The organism is Octadecabacter sp. B2R22 (assembly GCF_018861045.1).
Lineage (GTDB): Bacteria > Pseudomonadota > Alphaproteobacteria > Rhodobacterales > Rhodobacteraceae > Octadecabacter.
In genome coordinates this window covers 282,709-308,633 of the sequence record NZ_JAHKQJ010000010.1, presented here as the reverse complement: position 1 = coordinate 308,633, position 25,925 = coordinate 282,709, and the positions used below count along the sequence as shown (strand labels likewise).

The 25,925-nt window shown below is 55.6% G+C and carries 19 protein-coding genes; 4 read left to right on the top strand and 15 right to left on the bottom strand.

Going from position 1 to position 25,925, the window contains the following annotated elements:
* Position 1: 1 nt before the first annotated feature.
* The 5 genes from phaC to KO486_RS14400 form a co-directional block, all read right to left on the bottom strand.
* Positions 2–1,777 (bottom strand): class I poly(R)-hydroxyalkanoic acid synthase, encoded by a 1,776-nt coding sequence (gene phaC / locus KO486_RS14420; protein ID WP_216037978.1) that lies wholly within the window; start codon positions 1,775–1,777, stop codon positions 2–4.
* A gap of 60 nt (positions 1,778–1,837) precedes the next feature.
* Entirely contained in the window at positions 1,838–2,275 is a 438-nt protein-coding gene (locus tag KO486_RS14415; RefSeq protein ID WP_216037977.1) for a hypothetical protein, read from the bottom strand.
* 94 nt (positions 2,276–2,369) lie between these two features.
* A complete protein-coding gene (gene phbB, locus KO486_RS14410; protein WP_216037976.1) occupies positions 2,370–3,092 on the bottom strand; it encodes an acetoacetyl-CoA reductase in 723 nt (240 codons plus the stop codon).
* Between the two features lie 178 nt (positions 3,093–3,270).
* Complete coding sequence (locus KO486_RS14405; RefSeq protein WP_216037975.1) at positions 3,271–4,455, bottom strand: acetyl-CoA C-acyltransferase family protein; 1,185 nt, start codon at positions 4,453–4,455, stop codon at positions 3,271–3,273.
* Between the two features lies 1 nt (position 4,456).
* Positions 4,457–6,379 carry a propionyl-CoA synthetase gene (locus tag KO486_RS14400; protein ID WP_216037974.1) on the bottom strand — a complete coding sequence of 641 codons (1,923 nt, stop codon included), beginning with the start codon at positions 6,377–6,379 and terminating at the stop codon, positions 4,457–4,459.
* 266 nt (positions 6,380–6,645) lie between these two features.
* On the opposite strand from KO486_RS14400, the gene KO486_RS14395 reads away from it, so the two are divergent.
* Entirely contained in the window at positions 6,646–8,070 is a 1,425-nt protein-coding gene (locus KO486_RS14395; RefSeq protein ID WP_216037973.1) for an XRE family transcriptional regulator, read from the top strand.
* A gap of 184 nt (positions 8,071–8,254) precedes the next feature.
* Here the strand turns inward: KO486_RS14395 and KO486_RS14390 are convergent, their stop codons facing one another.
* The 6 genes from KO486_RS14390 to KO486_RS14365 all read right to left on the bottom strand — a co-directional run bounded on the left by KO486_RS14390 (position 8,255) and on the right by KO486_RS14365 (position 18,033).
* The gene (locus KO486_RS14390) at positions 8,255–8,860 is read right to left on the bottom strand and encodes a hypothetical protein (protein WP_216037972.1); all 606 of its coding nucleotides are present in this window, start codon (positions 8,858–8,860) and stop codon (positions 8,255–8,257) included.
* Between the two features lies 1 nt (position 8,861).
* Entirely contained in the window at positions 8,862–11,105 is a 2,244-nt protein-coding gene (locus KO486_RS14385) for an OmpA family protein (protein WP_216037971.1), read from the bottom strand.
* A gap of 205 nt (positions 11,106–11,310) precedes the next feature.
* Entirely contained in the window at positions 11,311–12,000 is a 690-nt protein-coding gene (locus tag KO486_RS14380; RefSeq protein ID WP_216037970.1) for an ATP-binding cassette domain-containing protein, read from the bottom strand.
* Positions 12,000–13,175 carry an FtsX-like permease family protein gene (locus KO486_RS14375; RefSeq protein WP_216037969.1) on the bottom strand — a complete coding sequence of 392 codons (1,176 nt, stop codon included), beginning with the start codon at positions 13,173–13,175 and terminating at the stop codon, positions 12,000–12,002. Before KO486_RS14375 ends, KO486_RS14380 begins: the two co-directional genes overlap by 1 nt.
* Positions 13,172–14,392, bottom strand: coding sequence for an HlyD family efflux transporter periplasmic adaptor subunit (locus KO486_RS14370; RefSeq protein ID WP_216037968.1), 1,221 nt, complete (start codon positions 14,390–14,392; stop codon positions 13,172–13,174). The genes KO486_RS14375 and KO486_RS14370 overlap by 4 nt, the downstream gene beginning before the upstream one ends.
* Before the next feature lie 179 nt (positions 14,393–14,571).
* Entirely contained in the window at positions 14,572–18,033 is a 3,462-nt protein-coding gene (locus tag KO486_RS14365; RefSeq protein ID WP_216037967.1) for a transglutaminase family protein, read from the bottom strand.
* A gap of 136 nt (positions 18,034–18,169) precedes the next feature.
* On the opposite strand from KO486_RS14365, the gene KO486_RS14360 reads away from it, so the two are divergent.
* From KO486_RS14360 to KO486_RS14350, 3 genes are all read left to right on the top strand, one after another.
* The gene (locus KO486_RS14360) at positions 18,170–19,594 is read left to right on the top strand and encodes a circularly permuted type 2 ATP-grasp protein (protein ID WP_216037966.1); all 1,425 of its coding nucleotides are present in this window, start codon (positions 18,170–18,172) and stop codon (positions 19,592–19,594) included.
* A complete protein-coding gene (locus tag KO486_RS14355; RefSeq protein WP_216037965.1) occupies positions 19,594–20,574 on the top strand; it encodes an alpha-E domain-containing protein in 981 nt (326 codons plus the stop codon). The genes KO486_RS14360 and KO486_RS14355 overlap by 1 nt, the downstream gene beginning before the upstream one ends.
* An 88-nt stretch (positions 20,575–20,662) precedes the next feature.
* Entirely contained in the window at positions 20,663–21,421 is a 759-nt protein-coding gene (locus KO486_RS14350; RefSeq protein ID WP_216037964.1) for a peptidase, read from the top strand.
* A 25-nt stretch (positions 21,422–21,446) separates the two neighbouring features.
* On the opposite strand, the gene ugpC is transcribed toward KO486_RS14350, so the two are convergent.
* From ugpC to KO486_RS14330, 4 genes are read right to left on the bottom strand one after another with little or no spacing between them, the layout of a single operon-like run.
* Positions 21,447–22,526: a sn-glycerol-3-phosphate ABC transporter ATP-binding protein UgpC gene (gene ugpC, locus KO486_RS14345; protein ID WP_216037963.1), complete on the bottom strand. Its 1,080-nt coding sequence runs from the start codon at positions 22,524–22,526 to the stop codon at positions 21,447–21,449.
* Between the two features lie 30 nt (positions 22,527–22,556).
* Positions 22,557–23,609 (bottom strand): carbohydrate ABC transporter permease, encoded by a 1,053-nt coding sequence (locus KO486_RS14340; protein WP_216037962.1) that lies wholly within the window; start codon positions 23,607–23,609, stop codon positions 22,557–22,559.
* Positions 23,602–24,570 carry a sugar ABC transporter permease gene (locus KO486_RS14335; RefSeq protein ID WP_216037961.1) on the bottom strand — a complete coding sequence of 323 codons (969 nt, stop codon included), beginning with the start codon at positions 24,568–24,570 and terminating at the stop codon, positions 23,602–23,604. Before KO486_RS14335 ends, KO486_RS14340 begins: the two co-directional genes overlap by 8 nt.
* A 60-nt stretch (positions 24,571–24,630) precedes the next feature.
* The gene (locus KO486_RS14330; protein ID WP_216037960.1) at positions 24,631–25,893 is read right to left on the bottom strand and encodes an ABC transporter substrate-binding protein; all 1,263 of its coding nucleotides are present in this window, start codon (positions 25,891–25,893) and stop codon (positions 24,631–24,633) included.
* Positions 25,894–25,925 lie beyond the last annotated feature (32 nt).

Below are 25,925 nucleotides of genomic sequence, written 5' to 3'. Positions count from 1 at the left end.
TTTAATCGGCTTTGACGTAGGAACCGGGGGCGGCCTCGATGGCCTTGTTCTTCCCCTTTTTTGCGGGCGTTCGGGCTGGAACCATTTTGCTATCACGGGCATCCAGCCATGCAGCCCAATGGGGCCACCAAGAGCCCTCATGCTTCTCGGCTTGGGCTTCGAAATCATCGGGGGATGCGGGATAGCTGGCGCTCGTGAGGTAGCCATATTTTGCGCGCTCGGCAGGCGGGTTGATCACACCGGCAATGTGGCCGGACCCGCCTAGGACAAACTCGACTTCCCCGCCCAGAAAATCTGTTGCTGGGTATACCGACTGCCATGGCGCTATGTGATCAAGCTGCGTCGCCAGAACAAAACAGGGCGTCTTGATCTTGGTGATGTCAATTTTGACACCCTTCAGCTCAAGCGCATTGGGTTTGCGCAACCCGTTCTCAAGATAGACCTTCTCAAGATACCAAAGCAGCATCGCTGCGGGTAAACGCGTGGAATCAGAATTCCACGACAACAGATCAAATGCGCGCGGTTTTTGCCCACGCAGGTAATTCGCCTCCACGAACGACCAGATCAGATCCTTTTCGCGCAACATCGAAAACATATCTTGTAGGTGATGCGCGTCGAGATAGCCCTTTTCGGCTGTGTGATGGCGCATGCTGTCCAATCGGTCGTTGTCAACGAACACGCCGATTTCACCGACGTTTTCAAAATCAACCATGGTGGCCAATGTGGTGGCAGACGCAATCCGATCATCGCCAATGCCCTGAAGATAACCGAGCATCGCCGTCACCAAGATACCACCGATACAAAACCCGAGAATGTTGGCCTTTTCTTCACCTGTTACGTCACGGATAACATCAAGCGCGGCCAGCGGACCCTCCGTCATGTAATCTGCGAAGTCCTTTTCTGCGTGATCACGGGTCGGGTTGACCCATGAAATCACGAAGACCGAATGACCTTGATCAAGCGCGAACCGGATCAAGCTGTTTTCCGGTTTCATATCAAGGATGTAGAACTTGTTGATCCAAGATGGCACGAACAGGATCGGCGTCGCGTGCTGCTGCTTTGTGGTCGGGTAGTACTGGATCAGTTGCATCAGATCGTTCTGAAAAATGACCTCACCCTTGGTGGTCGCCAAGTCCACGCCGACCTCAAATGCAGTGTCGTCATTGGTGGCAATGTCGAGGCGCCCATCACCGCGTTCAAGATCGGTCAGCAGGTTTTCAAGACCCGCAAGCAGGCTTTCGCCCTGAGTGTCCATGAGCTCTTTGCGCGCGGCGGGGTTCGTCATCAGAAAATTGCTGGGCGACAAGGCACTGACCATCTGGCGCGTGTAAAAGCTGACGCGCATATGGGCCTTGGATCCATCCGGCAAACGATCCAGTAACGAGTTGGTGGCGCGATCAAACGCCAAAAAGACATCGCGATAACTGCGCGCGATAGGATCATCCGACCAGCTTTGGTCTTTGAACCGTTTGTCCTTTACCCGTGCATCCGACGTTTGACCAAACATCGACTGCCACGCCGCCATCATTTCCGTGCCGACGGTTTGTTGGATATCCATTAGCTTGGCAGGGTCCGTCATTATGTCGGTCCAGAAAGAGCCATACGCCTTGGCGAGGGTCTCTGAATCCATCAATGAATACTCGGCCCCCGACGCTTGCTTCGCGACATGGCCTTGCATTTGGGCGGTCGCCAACATGGCGCGATTGGTCAGCCGTGCTAGACGCTCGGTCTGTTCGGCAATGTCCGTCGTCTGGGCAGAGTTCATCTCGTCATTCATGTCTCGATTTCCTACAGGCTTTCCGACCAATATTGGCCAATGCGGTCACGCGCCGAGACGTTACGACTTAAGGTCTTTCATAGCCTCGTCGACATGGCCCTTGATGGCATCGTAGGCTTGCTTATTGGCTTCTCTCGCGCTGTCAGACAGCTCTGTCATAATTTCAAGAGCACGGTTCACCGCCTGTTGATAGGCCGCCGATACATCCTGAGGGGGGCCACCTTTTGCCTGCTCTGCGGCTTCAGACGTCAGGTCTTGAAAGACCTTCATCTGCTTCGCCATCAGATCGCGATAAGACTGGGCCGCTGCTTCGTTTGCCTTCGCCATTGCATCGAATTGGGCTTTGGATTTTTCGATAATGTCCTGCGGGTCCAAACTCGTGGGGCTCGTGCTGATTTTCTTCATGAAATCTGCGGGATCAAAGGCCTTACCCATATTCGCGGGGTCAAACATCTGCATGAAATCCTGAAACGGGTTTGTTGTTTCTTTCTTAGCCATGGTCGATCTCCTGATATTCTATTCATTCATTTTTTAGGTTTGAGGCACCCGCGTTTTGCGTTTGGTGCCCACTTAGACAGCTGGTCGCGCAGTCCTATGCAAAGAATTGCGCGCCATTGGCGGAAATGGTTGAGCCATTGATGAACTGCGCATCGTCGGAGGCCAGAAACGCCACGCAACGTGCAATCTCTTCTGGTTCACCCAGACGGCCTGCAGGGATTTGTGAAATAATGGACTCGCGTACTTTTTCAGGCACAGCCATGACCATTTCCGTCGCGATATAACCGGGGCAGACCGCGTTCGTCGTGATCCCTGCCCGCGCGCCTTCTTGCGCCAATGATTTAACGATCCCTAGATCGCCAGCCTTCGTGGCTGCATAGTTGACCTGCGCGAACTGGCCTTTTTGACCATTCACAGAGCTGATGACGATGACGCGGCCGAACTTGCGCTCCCGCATACCGGGCCAAACCGGATGCACGGTGTTGAAAACACCCGTGAGGTTTGTGTCGATGACTTGGTGCCACTGTTCGGGTGTCATTTTGTGGAACGGTGCATCCCGCGTGATGCCTGCATTTGCAACAACAACATCAATAGGGCCGATGTCCGCTTCGACCTGAGCAATGCCTGCCGCGCTTTCGTCGTAGTCCGCGACATTCCATTTGTAGGCTTCGATGCCAGTTTCGCGACTAAATGCGGCGGCAGCTTCATCGTTGCCCGCGTAGGTCACAGCGACCTTGAAACCGTCGTCCTGAAGCTTCTTTGAGATAGCAGCGCCAATGCCGCGTGATCCGCCTGTTACGAGTGCTGTTCGTGTCATAGGTCTCTCCAAATTTAGTGTCGTGTTCCGGGCAACTGGTTCAGGGCCGCCCACTGTAAGACCGATCAATCGGCCCAAAATAAAAAAACCGCCGTCTGTTACGTCCGATCCATGGGGCACCAGACGGCGATAAGGTCCTGACACCCCCTCAGGGAAAAGGGAGGCCAGGTCAGGAAACTCATCTCAAGTTTTCGATGGCCAAGGCGATCCCCTGCCCGCCACCGATACACATGGTGATCAAGCCGTAGCGCCCACCAATCCGCTCCAACTCGTGCAAGGCCTTGATTGTAATAATCGCGCCGGTCGCACCAATCGGGTGACCGAGTGCAATCGCGCCGCCATTTGGGTTCACTTTCGCAACGTCAAACCCAAGTCCGGCATTCACAGCGCAGGCTTGCGCAGCAAAGGCTTCGTTGCTCTCGATCACATCGAACTGATCAGCCGTCATGCCGATTTTGGTCAACAACTGCGTGACCGCTGGCACAGGGCCGATGCCCATGACTTCGTGGCGAACGCCGGCGTGGCCATATCCGAGAATGCGCGCACGTGGCTTCAGCCCGGCCTTTTCAGCAGCCTCGGCCGAAGCCAGCACCATCGCCGCGGCGCCATCGTTCAGACCGGATGCATTGCCCGCAGTGACGGACCCGTCTTTGCGAAATGCTGGGCGCAGCTTACCAAGAGATTCCAGCGTCGTGCCTGCCTTGGGGTGTTCATCTGTGTCGAACGCGACCATGTCACGGCGCACTTTTACGTCAATCGGCAGGATCTGACTTTTGAAATGCCCAGCCTCAATCGCGGCCAGTGCGCGGCGTTGGCTTTCAACTGCGAACCCGTCTTGATCGGCGCGTGTGATGCCGTGCTCATCAGCGACGTTTTCCGCTGTGACACCCATATGGCCGACACCGAATGGATCACTAAGCGCGCCGATCATCATGTCGGTCATGGACATGTCGCCCATCTTTTGACCCCAGCGAATGCTTTGTGACGAATGTGGTGAACGCGACATGCTTTCGGCGCCACCGGCCAAAGCATAATCCACGTCACCCAGCATGATGTGCTGCGCGGCGGAAATAATCGCCTGTGCGCCGGACCCACACAGCCGGTTAACGGTCAAACCGGGTGCATCTTCTGATACGCCCGCATCAACAGCCGCGGCGCGGCCGATATACATATCGCGAGGTTCCGTGTTGATCACATGCCCGAAGACGGAGTGCTGGATTTGGGCGGGGTCAACTTCGCTGCGTGAAATCGCCTCTTTGGCGACAGCAGTGGCAAGGGCGGATGGCGCAGTTCCAGCGAGAGACCCGCCAAATGTGCCAATTGCGGTGCGAACACCATCAAGAATTACGACGTCATTTACCATGTTATGCTTCCATTTGAAGGTCAGGGTTTTCGGACAAGGTTTCGCCGATGCCCGCAATTCGTGCGGCAATGGCGTCCAGCGTAGCGGGGTCATCAATTGTTGCAGGAAGGTTCCAAGGCTTGCTGTCCGCGATGGCAACCATAGTGCCGCGCAGGACTTTACCTGATCGTGTTTTTGGCAATGCATCAATCACGATGCAGCGCTTAAACGCCGCAACGGGGCCAATCTCGCTGCGAATAAGACCGACACATTCCTTGGCGATTTCTTCTTCGGAGCGGTCAATTCCATTGTTGAGACACACAAGCCCAAGGGGCTGCTGACCTTTCAACGCATCACCGATCCCGATGACTGCACATTCGGCGACGTCGGGGTGGTTGGACAAGACTTCTTCCATGGCTCCAGTGGACAAGCGATGGCCAGCGACGTTGATCACGTCATCGGTGCGCGCCATGATATAAAGATACCCGTCCTCGTCCTTGATGCCCGCGTCACCGGTCTCGTAGTAGCCAGGGAACGTCTGGAGATACGCAGACTTAAAGCGTTCCTCGGCATTCCACAGGGTCGGCAATGCTCCGGGTGGCAGGGGCAGTTTGATAGCGATTGCCCCCAACTCGCCAGCGGCAACTGGATTGCCACCTTCGTCGAGGATGTCGATTTCGTAACCGGGCATCGGAAGCGCAGGTGAGCCGAGTTTGACGGGAAGTTCTTCGATCCCAAGGGGGTTGGCCGCAATAGCCCAGCCAGTTTCCGTCTGCCACCAGTGGTCGATCACTGGTATCTGCAGATGCTTTTGCGCCCATTTGATCGTGTCAGGGTCCGCCCGTTCACCCGCAAGGAACAGGGATTGCAAACCACACAGATCATGTTTGGGGACGTGTTGTGCGTCAGGGTCTTCGCGTTTGATGGCCCGCAGCGCAGTCGGCGCGGTGAACAGAACTTTGACGTTATGATCTTGGATCACCCGCCAGAACGTGCCCGCATCGGGGTTGCCGATCGGCTTACCTTCGAAAACAACTGTTGTGCATCCTGCCAACAGCGGGCCGTAACAGATATAGCTGTGGCCCACGACCCAACCGACATCAGACGCCGCCCAAAACACATCGCCTGCCGCAACGTTGTAGATGTTTTTCATCGTCCAGTTCAGCGCAACCATATGGCCGCCGTTGTGACGGACAACGCCTTTGGGCTGGCCCGTCGTTCCAGACGTGTAAAGAATATATAGCGGATCAGCGCCACCAACGGGGGTGCAACCAACAGGATCCGCCTGCGCTTCTTCGTGTGCCCAGTCAAAGTCATAGCCATCAGTCATGTCCGCCTCGGCCTGCGGCCGCTGCATCACCATGGTAAAATCTGGTTTGTGTGTGGCCCGAGCAATCGCGCTATCGAGAAGAGGTTTATATGCGACGACCCGATGCCCTTCGATCCCACAGGACGCGGCCAAAATCGCCTTTGGCTTTGCGTCATCAATCCGAACAGCGAGCTCATGAGCCGCGAAACCGCCAAAGACAACGGAATGGACCGCACCAATCCGTGCACATGCGAGCATCGCAATTAACGCTTCGGGGATCATAGGCATGTAGATGACAACGCGATCCCCCTTAGTAACACCATGAGAGGCAAGAACACCGGCAACCCGCGAGACCCTGTCCAGTAACGTGTCATAGGTGATCGTGGTCGTGCTGTTCGTGACGGGGCTGTCATGGATGATCGCCGCTTGCGCACCGCGCCCCGCCTCAACATGCCTGTCCACAGCATTGTAGCAGGTGTTGCAAAGGGCATCAGGAAACCAGGTCGTCAGGGGAGGATTGGCCTCGTCCAGCACGATCTCGGGTGATTTGATCCAGTCGATTCCCGTGGCGGCGTCCGCCCAGAAACCTGACGGGTCAGCCTGCCAGTTCGCATATACGTCTGTGTATCCAGCCATTAGTTCGCGCTCCCAGATTGAGAACGACAAAACATCCGAAGCGTTGCAAAACAACAAACCTGAGCGATCTCCAGTCGCGGGTCTGTCGCAGTCCGAGAAAGCACAAAACAAAAAATAACGTTGTCCCCCTCCCGGTCCGCACGCTTTTTAGAATCGTCGTTCCGTTAGGTAAGGCAACTACTGCAAATAGCTGTTTCCCAAAGGGCTGAACGTGTTAACATGCAAATAATTACACAGATGTAAATGCAAAGTGCGAAAAAGTAAAAATGACCAATAGCTCACGAAAGATCTTTGCCGGAGCACGCATCCGCCTCCTGAGGCAGAGCCTAAACCTGACGCAGGCCGTATTCGCGCAGCAGATTGCAATATCCACAAGCTACTTAAATCAAATAGAAAACAACCAACGCGCTCTGTCTGGGTCTGTCATTCTGTCATTGGTTGACGCTTTCGATTTTGACCTCACAGAACTTGCCCTTGACGGGGCGGGCAAGGTGTCTGTGGACCTGCAAGAAATTTTGACGGACCCGATTTTTGCCGACAACGAAGTGCTGACGCAGGAAATTAAAGTCGCCGCAACAAACGCCCCTAACGTGACAAAAGCATTCTTGGATCTCTATGGGATGTTCCAAAAATCGCGGGAACAACTGGGCAAAGTCGACAGCGCGCTCAAGGAAAGCGAAGCGTCCCTGACACCCCTGCCCTTCGAAGAAGTGCGCGACCATTTTCACTACAACGACAACTATATCGACCAGCTGGACCGCGCCGCTGAAGCGTTTTCACTGTCGGTTGACCGCAGCGGAGCGGACCGGCAGGCTGACCTGGTCGACTACCTTAGCCAGACGCATGGCGTGCATGTGGTCCTGCGAAAAGACAAGCCAAGTTCGGGCACCATCCGATCCTTTGAAACCGCAACCAAAACGCTCTTTCTTAATGCGGCATCCTCGAAGGCCACCAATCTGTTTCAGCTCGCGTATCAAGTGGGCCTTTTGGAGCAGGGAAAACTTGTCGAGACCCTGCTAGACGGCGCGGAATTCCATACAGAAGCCGCTCGCGAAGTCTGCCGCATGACCTTCGCCAATTACTTCGCAGGTGCAGTGGTTCTCCCCTATGCGGAGTTCGCCAGCGCCGCGAAAGAACACCGTCATGACCTCGAAAAGCTTGCATTCCAGTTTGATGCCAGCACCGAGCAGGTCTGCCACAGACTGAGCACCCTGCAACGGGGCGGAAACAGGGGCATACCGTTCTACTTCCTTCGGATAGATCAGGCGGGCAACATCACAAAGCGCCATAGCGCCACATCACTCCAGTTCACGCGTTTCGGCGGAAGCTGTCCGCTGTGGAACGTCCACCACGCCTTCCAGTCTCCCGGTGAGATATTGCGCCAACTCGCCATAACGCCGGACGGGGTGAAATACCTGTCCCTTGCATTTGATCAAACCAAACGTGTCGCCGGCTTCAAATCTCCCGTGCGCAAATACGTGATCGGGCTGGGCTGTGAGATCAAACATGCGGGGCACGTCGTCTACGCGGATGATCTGGACATCGAAAACGAGAAGAACTTCGATCCCATCGGTGCAAGCTGCCGGATTTGCGAGCGCACGAATTGCTTTCACAGGTCCGTGCCGCCAATCGGAAAAGAAATCACGATTGACCACAGCACACGTGGCAGCGTTCCCTTCAAGATCGGGTAATTGCTGTGATTGAGTGTTGGGGCGCTGAAATACCAGCCCCGGCGTTCTGGCTTCAATGGCTCTCTTAGGGGGTAGTGAAGCTGGTCGAGGATCTGAACCTTGGTGACTTGGTCATAGATAAACCGAAAACAGCCCCGCAATTTGCGGGGCTGTTTCTAGATATCTTGGGCCGTTTGGCATTCGATTAGTAAACGTTACCCTTGTCGACCTTCTTGGAAAACTCAGTCTCGCCACCAGCAGCAAGCAATGCCGCCTGTTCGACCCAATTGTCCCGGCTCACGCGGCCACTGAACCCTTCAAGGTTTGCATCGACCCATGCCACTTCGGCCTCAGTCCAGCTGGCAACTTGATCGAAGTGCCAGAAACCAAGCGAGTTACAAAGTTTCTCCATCTTTGGCCCAACGCCTTTGATCTTCTTAAGATCATCAGCGCCACCAGCACGAGGTTCAGACAATGTCGTTGGCTTCACGCCCTCGTCTTTGCCTTCAATCACGCCGTCGCCGTCGAAGTCTTGTCCTTCTGGTGCTGCCGCCGCAACTGGCGCTACTGCAGCCACAGGCGCAGGAACCGCTGCCAGACGTGCATTAAGATCACCGATCTGCGCATCTTTCTCAGCGTGCTTGGCACGGCATGCGTCAAGATCAGCACGCATTTTGTCGGCTTCGCCGGTGTCGATGTTCACTTCAGACCGACGGCCCCAAATGATCCATCCTGCCAAAAGGCCTAGCAATGCTGCAATAGCAAGAAGGACCCAAATCTCTGTTAGTAGAAATCCCCATTCACGAAACATCTTATTCTCCTACTTCCGTATTGGTGTCTGTATTAGCGGCATCGTCAGTTGCGCCGTCATCTTGTGGTGTTTCCGTCGCTGGTTCTTCGATTTCCTCGACCACTGGTGTAAACCAGCGAATTGTCGTTCTTCGATTTTCAGCGCGACCTTCGGCCGTTTCATTGTCTGCAATTGGCTCGGCTTCACCGTAACCCAATGCGACGATTTCAGCGTCCGCCGCACCACGTGCGATCAAAGCCGTCCGAACAGAATTGGCGCGTTCTTGCGACAACTGAAGGTTCAAGTCTTCGCCGCCCTGACTGTCAGTATGTCCGCCGATTTCGACGTTCAAATCCGTGTCAGACAGGCATTTGCGCACAATGGACGCAACCGAGTTGATGGCCCGTACGGATTGGGCGTCCAGCTGGGCAGAGCCCGTAACGAAGTTGATACGATTGGCTTGCAGGGCGTCAGCGGATTGCGCGTTGCAGCTATCGGCATCTGACACAAAGTCAAAGACCGGTAGCCAGAAGCCGTTTGTCAGCGTCTCAACGCGTCCAGTCGCTTGGTTCGTCCGCGTCGTCCCATCGTCAGGGAGGTCAGTCGCCGCGGAAACCGTCACAGCGGCGTCAGAACCCGCAGCTTCGGCGAGACCCGCTTGGATCAGGTCCACGTCAACACCAGGGGAGGCAACCGCATCTACGGAGATCGCTGCATCGTTGCTGTTGAATGTCAGCGTTTCCAGTTCAGGTAGCCAGTTTGACACCGCAGCGAGCCTTTCGGTCGCTTGTGCGCCTTCACCGACTAAGCCTTGCACGGCGTCGCCTGAAACCGCGTCAACATCAAGAGCCGCTGTTAGGTCAGCAATCTCCGTGTCTGCAGGAAGTTTGCCAGAGACGGTCGCACCTTCGGCAGCCATGTAAACAACATTAAAGTTCGGCGGCGTGCCATCGTCGATTGACGTGATATCAAAGGCTTTCGTGTAGCCGTCTGGAAGATCTCCAAACAGTGCGGTGGCCGCGTCTGCCTCTGTTGGCGTTCGTGCGACGCCCTTCAACGAAACGTCAGTTCCTACGATGCTCAACGTGCCTTCTTCCAGAAGGCCCAATGCTTCAACACCAGATGCAGCGACGTTTGCAAAACCAGTGTCGTCACCAATGAAGGCGTTGCGAATATCGCCAGCAGGCACATCACCAATAATATCAGAAGCAGCAAGGTCTGCCGGGAACTTGCCACGCGCTGTCATTCCAGCGTCGTCACTTGTCATTTCCAGAGTGAACGGCTCACCATCGTCATAAAGAGCGATGTCACTGGTCGCTGTGAAACCTTCCGGCATAGCCGCAAGCATCGCTTCGGCTGCAGCTTTACCATCCGGCGTCGCAACACCTGTGATAGCCAGTGTGTCTTCTATCATTTGCATCTGACCGGATTCCAGCTCGCCAAGAGCGGCTGCGCCCGTTTTAGATGCCTCAGCCCAATCCGCCAAAGCAGGTGCCAGTGCGCTTTGCGCAATGCCGTCACCGACATCTGACCCCAAGGATGCAGAAAGATCAGCAACCTCAAGTGTGGACGGGATCTTGCCTGTCGAAGAAACAGAACCATCTTCGCCAAGATCCAAAGTCAGGCGAAGTGGTGTTCCGTCATCAAGTACATTGATATCGAAATTCGCTTCAAACCCGTCGGGCAGATCAGCCAAGGCAGATCGCGCAGCCATGTCATTCTCAGGTGTCAAAGCATCGCCAGTCACGGTGATGACATTGTCAGACACGGTCAATGTACCGCCCTGCAACGCATCAAGGCTGTTCAGCCCTTGATCAACAACGCCAGTCCAATCACCAACAGGCGCACCTGCCATAAGATCGAGCGTGTCAGCATCCGCACCAATACGTTCCGCAAATATAGCGCGATCGGCCTCGGTTGGGGTCATGCCCGAATGGGTTGTCCCATCGGCGTCTTTGGCTGCATTGAACAAAAATGGGCTAGCTGTCTCTAAGACGCGCAAATCATCGCGAACAACGCGGCGCCCATCCAACTCATTCATGCTTGCAAGAATTTCTTCACGTTCCGCATCGCTGTTCGCGATCCCGGAAACCATAATATCGCGACCAGACACTTGGGTTTCGATCGGATGGATCGTCCCCTGCGCAGCACCTGCCGCGGCGTCTGTGATTTCGCCCTGCATCGTCTTGGCATTGTTTGCGGATCCGTACCATCCGGTCCCCACAACGCCAGCAACAATGACAGCCCCACCTAACAATTTTCGCACCGAGAGCTCCTCTTTCTCAAAAATCTCACCATTGGTTTAGACAACTACACCTAAAGGTACAGGGGGAGTTTTACACAGCCTTCGTCGTTCCTGACGAATGAGCCACCCAGTAATTGCACTGTTCACATGATTTCGCCGAAGAATTTAGCACCAAGTAACAGCGACGTGCCTTACCCAGCGCACGTCCTCGAACTCGACAGGAATGCTATTTCAGTTCGTCGGAAATGATCCGCCCATCTTCGAGAGTGATAATCCGGTCAGCCATCTCAAGGATACGTGGGTCATGAGTGACCATAACTGTGGTGATGCCACGCGCCTTGCCAAGGGATTTTAGCATTTGGACGACCGTGTGTCCGGATTCCTTGTCCAAGGCAGCTGTCGGTTCATCTGCCAGTATTATCTCTGGATTGGACACCAGCGCACGCGCCACCGCGACCCGTTGCTTTTGACCGCCAGACAGATTGCCAGGCAAATAGTCGCGCCGATCCGCAAGGCCGAGTAAATCAAGGACGTGATGCGCAGCCTTGCGTTGCTTCACAGCATCGCCACGCCCATGCACCTGAAGCCCCATCGTCACGTTTTGCGTGGCCGTTAGGCTTTCGTGCAGATTGTGGGCCTGAAAGATAAACCCAAGGCGGCGGCGCAACCCGACAAGCACCGCCTCGCTTGCCCCGTTCAGCTCATGACCGAGGACCCGCACTTGCCCGTCTTTCACATCACGCAAGCAGCCAATCAACGTCAGGAGTGTTGTTTTCCCAGATCCCGAAGGCCCCATAAGGATCGTTAGGCTGCCTCGTGCGATGTCCAGATTGATATCAAAGATCGCCTGTTTTCGCGCGTCGCCCGTGCCGAAGAAGTGGTCAAGGTTGCGGGTTGTGATGGGGGCATCGCTCATCAGAACAACTCCGCCGGATCAGCATTGGCAAGCCGCCGCGTGGCTATCGCACCGGACAGGCTACACGCCGCAAGGGTGCCCAAAAATACAAGGATCGCACGGCTGGCGTCCATTTCGACAGGCAAGCCAGTGACCGACACAAGCCCCGCATAAAGCCCCATTGAAACAAAGAAGCCGGGTATGAAACCGAACACGGCAAGAACAATGGCTTCCTCAAAGACAATGCCCAGAAAGAACGGCTGGCCATATCCCATCGCCTTAAACGTCGCATACTCGCGCAGGTGGTCGGCAACGTCTGTAGAAAGCACCTGATAGACAATGACCAACCCCACAAGGATGCCCATAAAAACGCCAAACCCAAAGATGATACCTGTCGGACGTTCCGTCGCCATATAAGCCAGATCGTTGGCGGCGGACGCCTCCATACTTTGAATGCGCAAGTTGCCGCTTGGAAGGGCGTCCTTCAGGCGGGCAACCACTGTCTCAACGGCAACACCATCAGCTGTCCGGACCAAGATATGATTTGGCGCACCGCTGGTTCTGCTCGGAAACACCCGTAAAAATGTCTGATCGGACATGATCATCATGCCATCCGCCAAGAACCCGCCACCGACTTCCATAGTGCCAATCGCCGTAAGGGTGTTGCCGCCCGTTTCAAATTCAAACCGAACCCCGTCCATAAGGTCGTCGATGACCTCAGCAGGCATGCCACGAGTGCCTTCGTCCAGCAAAGCGGTGCTCTCAAGGGTCAATTGACCCAATTTCGGGGCAATGGCAGGGGTGCTGAATTGGGGCTTTGTCACATCCACACCAAAACTGAGCAGCGACACCGCTGATCCGTCCTCAAGCGTAAAAGGCAGGTTGCCAACAAACAACGGCGTGGCGTCGATAACCCCCGCAACGCCAAGTGCTTGATACATGCGGGCACGGGCAATGTGCCCATCATCCGTCAGCGTATTTCCGTCTTCGGACGACAAGATTATGTCTGCGTTGAGCATCGCATAGGGCGCCACCGTCGAACCGTTCAACGCCCCCATGATCCCAAGCTGCATAAACACCAGCAGGTTCGCAAAAGCCACGCCTGCCACGGCCGCAAAAAACCGACCACGGCTGTGGGTCAATTGCAGCCAGCCAATAGGCAAGCGGCCAAACAAGAGGGTCAGAAGGCGGCTCAAGGTGTGCGGCCGGCATCAATCCGGACAATCGCTTCGAGGTTGGTAAACGGTGCCGCGATCGGCGAGGACTCGGCATCAAGGGTAATGATCACAGAGACTACACGCGCGTCCGTATTGGCCGCCGGATCATCCGAGGTGATCGACTGCCGCCCGATCTCAAGGCCGATGGCCGAGACAGACCCCGTCAGGTCTTGCGCCAAAGCATCTGCGCTAATTATGGCAGGGTCGCCGATTGTGACGCGGCCAATCATAGTTTGATAAACTTCTGCCTCGACCGTCATTTGCGAGGTGTCGCCAAGGTCGATAATCCCCTCCGTTCCAGGGCGCTCCCCTGCCCGCACGTTGACATCAAGAATCCGACCACGCTCGGGTGCGCGCACATAGGCGCTGTCCAAGTCGGTCTGGGACGCGACAAGGGTGGCCCGCGCCGCGTCAAGGTTGGCTTCGGCGACGGCAATGTCAGCCTGCACGGCTTCCGAACCCGTCTCATAGCGTGACAACGTCGCTTTGGTGCGCTCAACGTCTCCCGCGGCTTGAGTGGCCGTGGCAACCGTCTGATCAAAATCTGCGCGGGTGATGACACCGCGTTCAAATAGGGTCGTGACGCGATCCAACTCTGACTGCGCCACCGTTGCCGCCGCCTCTGCGCGTTCAAGCGAGGCCTGCGCCTCTGCCTGACTTGCTGTATTGGATGCGCGGGTCTGGGCCAGACTCGCCTCTCGCACGCGCACTTCGGCTTGCGCTGAGGCAACAGCGCTTTCCAGTTGGGTCAAATTATCCAGCACCGCAAGGATATCGCCAGCTTCGACGTCATCACCAACAGCGACCTGCAATTGCGCAATACGCGCGTCCGCCCCACCCGAGGGCGTCGCAACACTGATAACATCGCCCCGCGGGATGATACGGCCCAAGGCAACGACATCGCCCTCGCTGATGACAGCAATCTGTTCTTGATCAACAACCTGCTGAATAGCGACTGCGATAGGCGTATCCGTCCCTGCGCCTGGTTCTAGGCCTGTCGTATTGAAAAACGCCCGCAGGCCCGGTGGTTGAAAATACATACCGATAACAGCCCCCGTGAACAGGGTGCCCAAAAGAAGCGGAATGAACAGCAACCGCGACCGGCCCGCCGCTCTGGGGGCGTTTGCCGGTTCTGCCTTAGTCAATCCGGTGTCTTCCAAAGGAAGGTCGGCGGGGGTGTCTTGATCCTTCGACATAGTTTGGTACCGAACCCTTTTCTCGCAGTCTTTGAAACCTACAGTCTGCCGTCTAACATGGTTTTCGACCGTCTCATATTGTCTTGGATCAAACCCAACTGCAGAAAGAGAGCAAGCTATTTGGAACAGCCCTTTGGCTGCCCCAATCTCACCCACAAGCGCGAACGAAGGGCTAGGTTCTAGATGAACCGCATATCTAGCGTCGCAGAGTTCCACGCGTTGGCCCGTGGTTTGATCGGATCAAACCGGAACGGCGTATGCTGCCCCTCTTGGAACCGCACACGTCTGCGACCTTCGGCCTCCAGCTCGTTTACAGGGCGCGTCTCATGGGCGCGACCACCTTCATGGGCCACCAGATACTTTAGTCCACCGACAGAGCGCCCTGAAATGCGGTCATAAACGTCGAAAACAAGCGGCGCATGTGCGGGAATTGTCGGATGAAGCGACGACCAAGGCTGCCAACTGCGGAACCGGATGCCAGCCACATATGTGTCAGGGCCAACTTTCTCGAGCGGGACCTCAACTTGGTTGCAGGTGATGACAAATCGCTCGCCAAGATCGCCTTCGATCTTCAGCTCCACGCGTTCAAGGGAGCTGTCCACATAGCGTGACGTGCCCCCGCCTGTGGCTTCCTCGCCAAGGACCAACCAAGGTTCGATGCCGTTGCGCAGCGTCAGCTTCAGCCCCTCGACATGGGTGTGCCCGACTTCGCCGAACCGCATTTCATATTGCGCGTCATACCAGTCTGGTCTGAATGCAAATCCATGGGCGCTGCTCAGGTCGTCCAGCACCGAATTGAAATCGGCGCGGCAGTGGTGCGGCAGCAGGAATTTATCGTGCAGCGTCTGGCCCCAATGTTCCAGCGGTTCTTCATACGGCGTATCCCAGAACCACGCGAGCAACCCGCGCATCACGAGCGACTGCGCCATGCTCATCTGCCAATGCGGCGGCATTTCGAAGCCACGGAACTCCACAAGGCCAAGACGCCCCGTCGGGCTGTCTGGTGAATACATCTTGTCGATACAGATTTCTGCGCGATGGGTATTTCCTGTCAGATCCGTCAACAAATGTCGCAAAATGCGATCCGACAGCCAAGGAAAGGATTGGCCGCTCTCTTGAATGCGCGTCAGTTCATTCAGCGCGATTTCCATCTCATAAACCTTGTCAGGCAAACCTTCGTCGAAACGCGGGGCTTGGCTGGTCGGGCCGATGAAGGTGCCCGAAAACAGGTAAGACAGGGACGGATGGCGCTGCCAGTACCGGATCAGCGATCCAATAAGATCAGGCCGCCGCAAGAACGGGCTGTCTGCAGGTGTCGCACCACCAACAACGATATGGTTACCGCCGCCCGACCCCGTAAGCCGCCCATCCACCATGAACGTGAAACTATCCAGCCCACATTGGCGCGCTTCCTCATAGAGGGCTTCGTTGATTTCCTTCAACGACTGCCAGCTTTTTGCGGGGTGGATGTTCACTTCGATGACACCCGGATCAGGGGTCACACGAATGATATTGATATTGCCATCGTTCGGCGGCTCGTAGCCCTCAATACGTACAGGCAGGTCCATCGACGCTGCAGTCTCTTCTACGGCTTCGACAAGATCGAGATATTCATCCGACGACCCTGTTGGCGGCATGAAGACATGCAAAATACCGTCGCGTGGTTCAACAGCCAGCGCTGTGCGTACGGGCATGCCCTCGACCCAGAAACTATGCTCTCCCATGAGCCAATCATCCGAGCTTTCGACGTCGCGCAGCCAGACGTCTTCATCATAATCCTGTGCAGGTCCAGGGGCCGCGTTACCGCGTTGTTGGCGCACCTGACGCGTAGGATTTGCCGCCGTCGGCTGACCGTAGCCGGTTCCAAAGACGGGGGTGTCTAGGACTTGGTTTTCATCCGCACCGTTTTCGGGTTCATCATTGCGACGCACCGCACGTCGCGCTGGCAGAGCACGTTTGCGCCGCAACATGGTATCTCGGAAATACTGTTTAAATTCTTCGGATTTATCGAGCGAGTTCAGAGGCAAACGATAGCCCGCAGGGCTGTCACCGGGCATCAAGAACAGCTTATCGCGACGCGTTCCCCAAACATCTGACGTCCAACGGAACCGTCTACGGGAACTCGCCTTAGCTTGAGCCAACTGGATCGGGATGACATAGCTGACCGGATTAGAAAGGCCGTTGTTAAGCATACGCACCATGCGCGCGCGCTCTTGCGGGTCTTCCAACTGGCTGTCTTTGACGGACACGTTGTCGGGCAACATCGCTTCTTTGCCCATGAAATGCAGCGGGTCTTCATAAAGAGGATGCGCTACGGCCTCATCCCCCAGATCGAGGGCTTCCAACAGCTTTTCCGAAAACTCTTCGGCGGTTTCATAAGTTGCGCTGCCTGTGTTCTCTTTCGCCAAAAGGTCGGCGTTAGACCAAAGAGGCAACCCATCACCGCGCCAAATCAACGAATAAGCCCAACGAGGCAGCGGTTCACCAGGGTACCACTTGCCTTGGCCGTGATGCAGTACCCCATGAGGCGCAAACCGTTCGCGCAGACGACGCACAAGACTGTCCGCATAGGTTCGTTTGGTTGGACCAACAGCGGCAGTGAACCATTCTTCGCCATCACGGTCGATGGCGGAAACGAACGTCGGCTCGCCCCCCATCGTCAGCCGCATATCTTGCGCTTCTAGCTTCTGGTCAATCGCCTGTCCCGCGCGGTCAATCTCGGCCCATTGTTCAGGACTAAGTGGTCGCGTCACGCGCGGCGGCTCATCAATCCGCTTTACGGACATATCAAAACTGAACGAGACTTCGGCAAACTCATGTGCACCCGTGATCGCAGCCGCCGAGGTCGGCTCGGGCGTGGCGGCAAGTGGAATATGCCCCTCACCCGCAAACAATCCAGACGTTGGGTCCATTCCGATCCAGCCCGCACCGGGCAGGTATATTTCGCACCACGCATGAAGATCTGTAAAATCATCCTCAGGGCCAGCGGGGCCCTCGATCGGTTTCTGATCTGCCGTCAATTGAATGAGGTAGCCCGATACGAACCGCGCCGCGTAACCTAGCTCGCGCAGCAGTGCGACCATTAACCATGCACTGTCGCGACACGACCCAAGCGCCTTGCGGATCGTTACCGACGGCCGTTGCACGCCGGGTTCCATGCGGATGGTGTAATCAATGCGGTTGGCCAAAAAGCTGTTCACCGCGACAAGCCAGTCGTTTGTCGTGCCAGACTGGGCCGGGGCTTCCTCGACGAAACTCCTGAACGTATCCCCACGCCCAACTTTTCTCAGGTAGGGCCTGAGGTCTTTGAGCTGTTCATTGGTATAGGCAAACGGAACTTGTTCACAGGATTCCTCAATAAAGAAATCAAACGGGTTGATCGCAACCATATCCGCAACAAGATCGACAGTGACCGAAAACTTTTGCGTCGGTTTATTAAATACCAGTCGCGCACTCCAGTTTGCGTAGGCGTCTTGCTGCCAATTAATAAAGTGGTCTTCGGGTTCAATTCGAAGGCTGTAACTTTTGATCGGTGTCCGACTGTGTGGCGCCGGTCGTAGCCGCACCACATGGGGCGCCAAGTTTACGGGGCGGTCATATTCATATGTTGTTCGATGGCTTAGCGCTACGCTTATGGACACTCAGTTGCCTTTTATTTTGGCAAAACTTGAAAAACTCCAAGGATTGCGGACTTCAATTAATCCTATTTTAAGGTCCCTCCTTGTGTGACGGGCCGAACCCGTTACGGTCAACCCTAATGTGATTAAAGGGGCGACAATGAACGGCGACTTCTTCAATGAGATGAAAAATGGGGCAAAGCTCCGTCCTGAATATCAAGTTGTTGTCGATTGGATAGAACGAAACGGAATAGACGCATTACAATCGCGCCGCGCTGAGGCCGAAGCCCTGTTTCGCCGGATTGGCATTACATTTGCGGTCTACGGCGAAGGTGGCGACCCTGACAGGCTAATCCCGTTCGACATGATCCCGCGCATCTTCAATGCCACCGAATGGCAAAAGATCGAAAGCGGTTCGATCCAGCGCGCCAAAGCCCTGAACGCCTTTATTGCCGATGCATACGGCGCCCGCGAGATCGTCAAAGCAGACATTGTTCCCGAGGCCATGATCACCAAGAACCCCGCTTACCTTGAATTGATGAATGGCTACCGCCCGCCACTGGACGTCTGGGCGCATATCATTGGCGTTGACCTTGTTCGAACAGGCCCTGACGAATTCTTTGTTCTTGAAGACAACTGCCGAACCCCCTCGGGCGTCTCCTATGTTCTGCAGAACCGAGAAGTCATGTCTCGAATGTTCCCCGAACTCTTTCGCGATGGCCGCATTCGCCCAGTTGACGGCTACACAGATTTCCTTGCCGAAGCGATGCAAGCGGTCGCGCCACCCAACTGCAACGGCAAGCCGACCATGGCGATCCTCACACCGGGGCAGTTCAATTCAGCATATTTCGAACATTCATTCCTCGCGGATATGATGGGGATCGAACTGGTCGAAGGCCCCGATATCGTTGTCGAAAATCAGAAGGTCTACATGCGTACGACCCGTGGGTTCGAACAGCTTCACGTCATTTACCGCCGGATCGACGACGCATTCCTTGACCCGGCGGTGTTCCAGAAGGACAGCATGATCGGTGTCGCCGGTCTTATGGACGCGATGAAAGCCGGCAATGTCACTGTCATCAATATGCCCGGCACGGGGGTCGTCGATGACAAGGCCGTCTACACCTACGTGCCCGACATGATCCGGTTCTATCTAGGCGAAGAGCCCATCATCCCCAATGTAGAAACCTACCGCTGCGACCAAGCCGATGATCTGGCCTATGTGCTACATAACTTGTCCGACTTGGTTGTGAAGGAGGTTCAGGGGTCTGGCGGTTACGGGATGCTTATCGGTCCAACCTCAACGAAGGACGAGATCAAGGAGTTCGCAGTCAAAGTGAAAGCCAACCCCAATAATTACATCGCGCAACCGACGTTGTCGCTCTCGTCTGCGCCTGTCCTCGCCGAAGACGGACTTATTCCACGCCATGTCGACCTGCGCCCCTTCGTGGTTTCTGGTGCGACGACCCGCATGGTCCCAAGTGGACTTAGCCGTGTCGCCCTTCGCGAAGGGTCTTTGGTTGTGAACTCAAGCCAAGGCGGGGGTGTCAAAGACACTTGGGTCCTGAACGCGGAGGCTGTCTAATGTTGAGCCGCACAGCAGAGGGCCTGTTCTGGATGGGCCGCTACATTGAACGCATGGAAAACGTCGCGCGTCTTCTTGATGCCGGTCAGCGCCTTGAAAGCCTGCCAAAGGACCCGACGCAAGATTACAACGAATGGAGTTCGATCGTTGTCGCGTCAGGCGCGACGGGCACTTATCCAAGCCCGCTGGAAGATGCCGATGTCGCCAGCGTCTCGGACCACCTCATCCGTGATATTTCCAATCCATCGTCCATCACGTCCTGTATCGAAGCGGCGCGCATGAACGCAAAAGCCGTTCGAAATGCGATCACGGCTGAAGTCTGGGAAGCCATCAATGACACGCGCTTGCAACTCCACGAACATCTGAGAGTAGAGAAGGACCGCGAGAACCTTTCGGATTTCTTGGATTGGGTCCGAAACCAAGGCGGGCTCGCGCTTGGTAAAGTTGATAACACGATGCTGCGCGATGATGGCTCTCGCTTCATTGAACTTGGCAAATGGTTTGAACGCGCCGATGCCACAGCACGCCTTCTAGACGTAAAATACCACGTTCTCTTGCCGGAAGCGACGGATGTGGGCGGCGGAATCGACTATCTCCAGTGGGTGCAAATCTTGCGGGCCGCCAACTCAGCAGTCGCCTTTCGCCACTTATACAGTCGGGTTGTTGATCCCCAAGGCGTCGTTGACCTGCTCGTTTTGAACGAAAAAAGCCCGCGATCCCTTTTGACAGCAATGTCCGAGATTGCGGCTTTGTCGGATAAGCTCGCGTCTGGCCTTCCTGTGCAACAAAAGCTCGCCAGCGACGCACGCACAGCCGAAACAGCCCTGCGCAACACTCACATTGATGCGATTTTTGAACGCGGCCTGCATGATTGGCTGACGGATTTCATAGCCGCGACCAACTTACGGGCCCAAGCAACGTCAGTCGCTTTCGGGTTTGGCGTCGATATCTCACCCTCCGTTAAGGAAACTGTGCAATAGCCGCTCGGAACTGTAGAAATGCGGTGATAGAAGCACATCGAACGTTGGCCGAATCCCGGCTGGCACTAACGGGGATCCTCCTAACCTGATGACTTATTGCGTTGCCTTGAAAACGAATGCCGGAATGGTATTCCTGTCCGACACCCGCACCAATGCAGGGGTCGATAACATCTCGAAATATAAGAAGATGTTTACGTGGGAAGTCCCCGGTGACCGTGTCATCACAATGATGACCGCTGGCAACTTGGCGGTCACGCAGGCCGTCATCAGCTTGCTTCAGGAGAACATCGACAAGCCGCAAGAAGGTATCGATACGCTGCTCAATGCAGACACCATGTTCCGCATCGCCGAGATCGTTGGCGATGCGATGCGTGTCATCCAGAACCGTTATGGGCGACACGTCGCCCAAACCGGCGAAAGCACGCTCTCATCCATCATCGTTGGCGGGCAGCGCGCTGGCGGCGAAATGCGTCTGTTCCACGTCTATTCTGCAGGCAACTTCATCGAAGCCGGTGAAGACACGCCCTATTTCCAGATTGGCGAACACAAGTATGGCAAGCCGATCCTGGATCGCGTGATTACAGTCGACACGCCCGTCGACGTCTGCGTGACGGCGGCTTTGCTGTCGATGGATTCAACACTGCGTTCAAACTTGTCGGTCGGAATGCCGCTTGATCTGTCCGTGATTGCACGAGACGAGTTGCGTTTCTCGCAAACGCGCCGGATCGATGATCACGACCCAAGCTATCTGGCCTTGTCAGACGCGTGGTCGAACTCATTGCGCAACGCCTTCCTTGAGATGGCGCAGCTCTCGTTCTCGCAAGCGGATCAAGGCACAATGCCTTAACCTCAAAGCCTGTCGCCCCGGCGGCCTAGTCAGCCCGAAGTGAGTCACCGCTCGCGGTGTCAAACAGGTGCATATGGTCCCCGTCAGCCGATAGCGTCAGGGTCTCACCGATCTGTGCACCGATCTGGCCCGCCATGTGCAGCGTAAAGGACTGATCGTTGCTCAGCGCGGCGTAAACGTAGGCCTCACCGCCCAGTTGCTCGACGCTTTTGACTGTGACTTTGATCGGCCCATCCGCCACCATCGAAAGATGGTTCGGACGCACGCCAACAGACACCTCTTGTCCAACGGTCTGAGTGAACCGACCTTCAGGAAGCCGCAGCGCATCTCCTGTTTCCAGATCGACCACATTCACGTCATCCGCAGACACGACCCCCTTCAGGAAGTTCATTTTCGGGCTGCCAATAAAACCCGCCACAAAGATGTTCTTGGGGCGGTTATACAAATCAAGCGGACGCCCAAACTGTTCCAACTCTCCAAGCCGCAGCACGGCAATCTTATCGGCCATTGTCATCGCTTCGACCTGATCGTGGGTCACATAGATCATGGTGTTCTGCAGGCGACGGTGGAGCTGTGTAATCTCCCCGCGCATATCCACGCGCAGTTCCGCATCTAGGTTGGAAAGTGGTTCATCAAACAAGAACACCCGTGGTTCGCGCACGACCGCACGACCAATAGCCACGCGTTGGCGTTGCCCGCCGGACAGATCCTTGGGGCGACGATCCAGCAATTGTTCGATCTGCAACATCTTCGCCACTTCACCGACCTTACTGTCGATTTCCGCACGCGCTGTGTTCAGATTTTCCAACCCGAACGACAGGTTTTGGCGCACGGTCATATGCGGGTAAAGCGCGTAGGATTGGAACACCATCGCCAGCCCACGATCAGCGGCGGGAATGTCATTCACGACCTCTTCGCCGATCACGATGTCACCACCCGAAATCGGCTCAAGGCCCGAAATCATCCGCAACAGTGTGGATTTCCCGCAGCCGGATGGGCCGACGAAAACACAGAAATCACCGTGCTGGATATCCAGATCAATGCCCTTGATGACCTCGGCAGCCCCATAAGATTTCTGGACGTTTCTAAGCTCAATCCGCGCCATGCCGGACCTCCTTTGGTATTGTACGCACCATTACTTGCCACCCGTAGAGGCAATGCCGGTCGCGATATATTTTTGTAAGAACATGAAGACAGCCGCGATGGGCAGCAGCGTCAAAACTGTCATCGCCAGCAGGCTTGGCCAGTCGGTTTGCAGCTCACCTTGGAACGAGTTCAGCGCCAATTGCAGGGTGAAATTCTCGGTCCGTGTCAGCACGATGAGTGGCCACAGGAAATCGTTCCAACGCCACATGATCGCAAGGATCGCAAGAACCGCAATCGCGGGCGCGGACAGTGGCAAAATGATCCGCCAGAAAATCTTCCACTCGCTCGCTTTGTCCATGCGGGCGGCGTCCAAAATCTCGTCAGGGATTGTGATCATATATTGCCGCAATAAGAACACGCCCGTTGGCGTTGCTGCCCCCGGAATGATGACACCCCATAGCGAGTTGAACATCCCCAGTTCCGTGACGATCAGGAACAGCGGCACAAGCACAACCGTCTGCGGGATCATCAAGGTTCCGATCACCAAAAGCAGCACGGTCGTCCGCCCACGGAATTCGTATTTTGACAGTGCAAAGGCGGCCATTGAATTGAACAGAAGCATCAAAACCGTTGCGGTCACCGTGATGAAGGTCGAGTTCCAGAAGAATTTGAGGAAATTGAACCGTTCAAACAGTTGGGTGTAGTTCTCCGTGGCAAAGGCGATGCCTTCGATGGGTTCGAGCTGATCCGTCGTCAGACGCACCCGTTCCGTCGGGTTGGACGGTGAAACGACCTCTGAGCGGCCAGCCGCACGGCGGGTCTGCCCTACGGTTTGCCCTTCCAGTTCGCCCTCGGTGACAACAAACGCCAAAAGCGGTTCGTCATAACCGTCAACCACAAGCGTTTCTTGTGCATAGGGCAAGAAACGTGGCGGGAACCGATCCAATTCGTTGGGCGTCTTGAAGCTGGACAACAGCAACCAGACAACGGGGCCGAACATCAAGAAGACGCCGAAAATCAAATACCCGTAGGACACCCAATCGGTCCAATGCAGGCGGCCCTTGCCCCGCGTCGCGGTCAGGAATGATAGAACTTTAGCCATCGGCGTTCTCCTTGCTGATCCGCAATTGCACGAGCGTCAGGACGACCAGCACACCAGCCACCAACAACGATGCCGCCGCCGCAAGCCCGAACAGACGCGGTGCACCCGCAAAGCCGCGTTCGTAGATATATTGAATGATAAACGTCGTCGCCGTACCCGGCCCACCGCCCGTAAAGGCGTAGATTTCATCAAAGGTTTGCACGCCTTTGATCAATGCAAGGATCAGCACGACCAGCATCGTTGGGGACAACAGAGGCAACGTAATCCGCCGGAACGTGCGCCACGCCGAGGCGCGATCCATCAAAGCGGCGTCATAGACATCACGCGGGATCGCCTGCAGGCCAGCCAATAGGATCAACGTATAAAACCCCATATGCGCCCAAACGGAAATAAACACAGACCACCCGAACGCCCACTGCGCATCGACCAGCCAGTTGATGCCGCCCGCACCTGTCCAATCAAGAAAGGCGTTCAACACGCCCTCGCGCTGCAAAATCCATTTCCAGACCAGCGCAACAACGACAGGGGACAACAAAACAGGAAAGAAAAACACCGAGCGGAAAAACCCGCGCGCGCGGATGTCGCGGTTCAAGATCAAAGCAGTCAGCAAGGCAAAGCCCACCATAAACCCGACCTGTAAAACAACAAACCAGATCGTGTTCCAAACGGCGCGCCAGAATTTATCTTCGCGGCAACTGTTAGGGTCAAAATGGTTGGAACAATCTAGTAACTGCGCAAAGTTGCGCATCCCGACATCGGGACGATCCGCCAGCAAAACATTGTCTCCGCCTGTCATGGCGTAAAACACGTTTAGAATAACGGGCAAAAAGGCGAACAGCCCAAAAAGAACGAGGTTCGGCAGAAGGAAAGCCCACGCCAGCCGGTTGATCCCAATCTTGCGCTGCAACGCAAGCATCGGAACTTCGATAATCCGCATCATTGGTGTCAGGATTTTCAACATGACGCCGCCCCCCCAAAAAGAATACCCGCGGCGCATAAGACGCCGCGGGCCGTGGTTTGATTAGTTGGCTTCTGCCATTGCTGCTTCGAGGTCTGAGGCAGCGCGCATCATCGCGTCTCCAACGGACAACTCACCAACAATCGCTTGGCTCAGACGTTCAACTGTGATGCCAAACATTGCACGGTTGCCGGAATAGCCCTGATACGCGAATGCGATTGGGGATACGTCTGGCAAAGCGCCTGCAAAACCGTTCAACGCGGCTTGTGCAGCTGGGCTTGCATCTTGGAATTCAACGCCAGCAGAGGCAACGCCAAGGTGCGCAGGCAGGTTCTTTGTGCGTGCAGCAGCTTCAGCGTAGTTCTCTTCCTGAGCAAGGAAATCGATGATCGCAGCAACAACTTCTGGGTGCTCTGTCTGCTCAAAGCCGACAACACCAGCACCGCCCGGCATGCCGGAACATGCACCAGCTGGACCACAAGGGGACCCAACAACCTGCCAGTCAAAGAAATCACCGACTTGTTCGTCCATACGGCCAACCTGCCAGGAACCGGAGTAGTAGAAGACCACTTCACCGTTGATGAATTCTTGTGCGGCATCCGCGTACGTGGACCCACCTTGGCTTGCCCAAACGTCGCGCGCCATTGTGCCGTCTTCGTTCCAGCCTACGAAGGCTTCTGCAAAGGCGTCAAAGCCTTCAAAGGACCCATTACCGTCTGCGTCAAAGTACTTTGCGCCATAGGAAACAGCCGGACCAGCAACGCGGTGACCAGAACGGTCCATCGCCATTGGGAAATCAGCGTCTGTGGCTTCGGTCACTGCGCGTGTTGCAGTGGCCCAGTCATCCCAAGATGCACCAGCACCCGGCATGTCTACGCCAGCCTGTTCGAACAGTGTCGCGTTCACGAACGGACCTGTGATCGTCAGCTGGGAATGCATGCCGTAATAACCCTGACGGTCGCCATTGCGATACCAGTTCAAAGTCTCACCAAAGGACGCATCCCAGTAGCCCGTGTCTACGTATGGTGTGAGGTCCAGGTAAAACTCGTTCAAACCGCCAAGGTCAGTTACTTTAGCAAGGTCAGGCCCCGTGCCCGCCGCAAGCTGCACTGGCAGGTTTTCGAGAATAGCCTGATATGGAACCACATCGACGATCACATCAACGCCATCGTTCTCGGCTTCAAATCGTGTCAGCAGGTCGTCGTAAACTTCGCATTCATTGCCATCGGAATAGCACATGAACCGAATTTCTTGGGACATTGCCGCGCCAGCAGCAACACCAAGACCCGCAGCAAGCGCTGTGGTGAGCAGGTGTGTCTTTTTCATTGTTTGGTCTCCTCCAAGTTACCTTAATGATT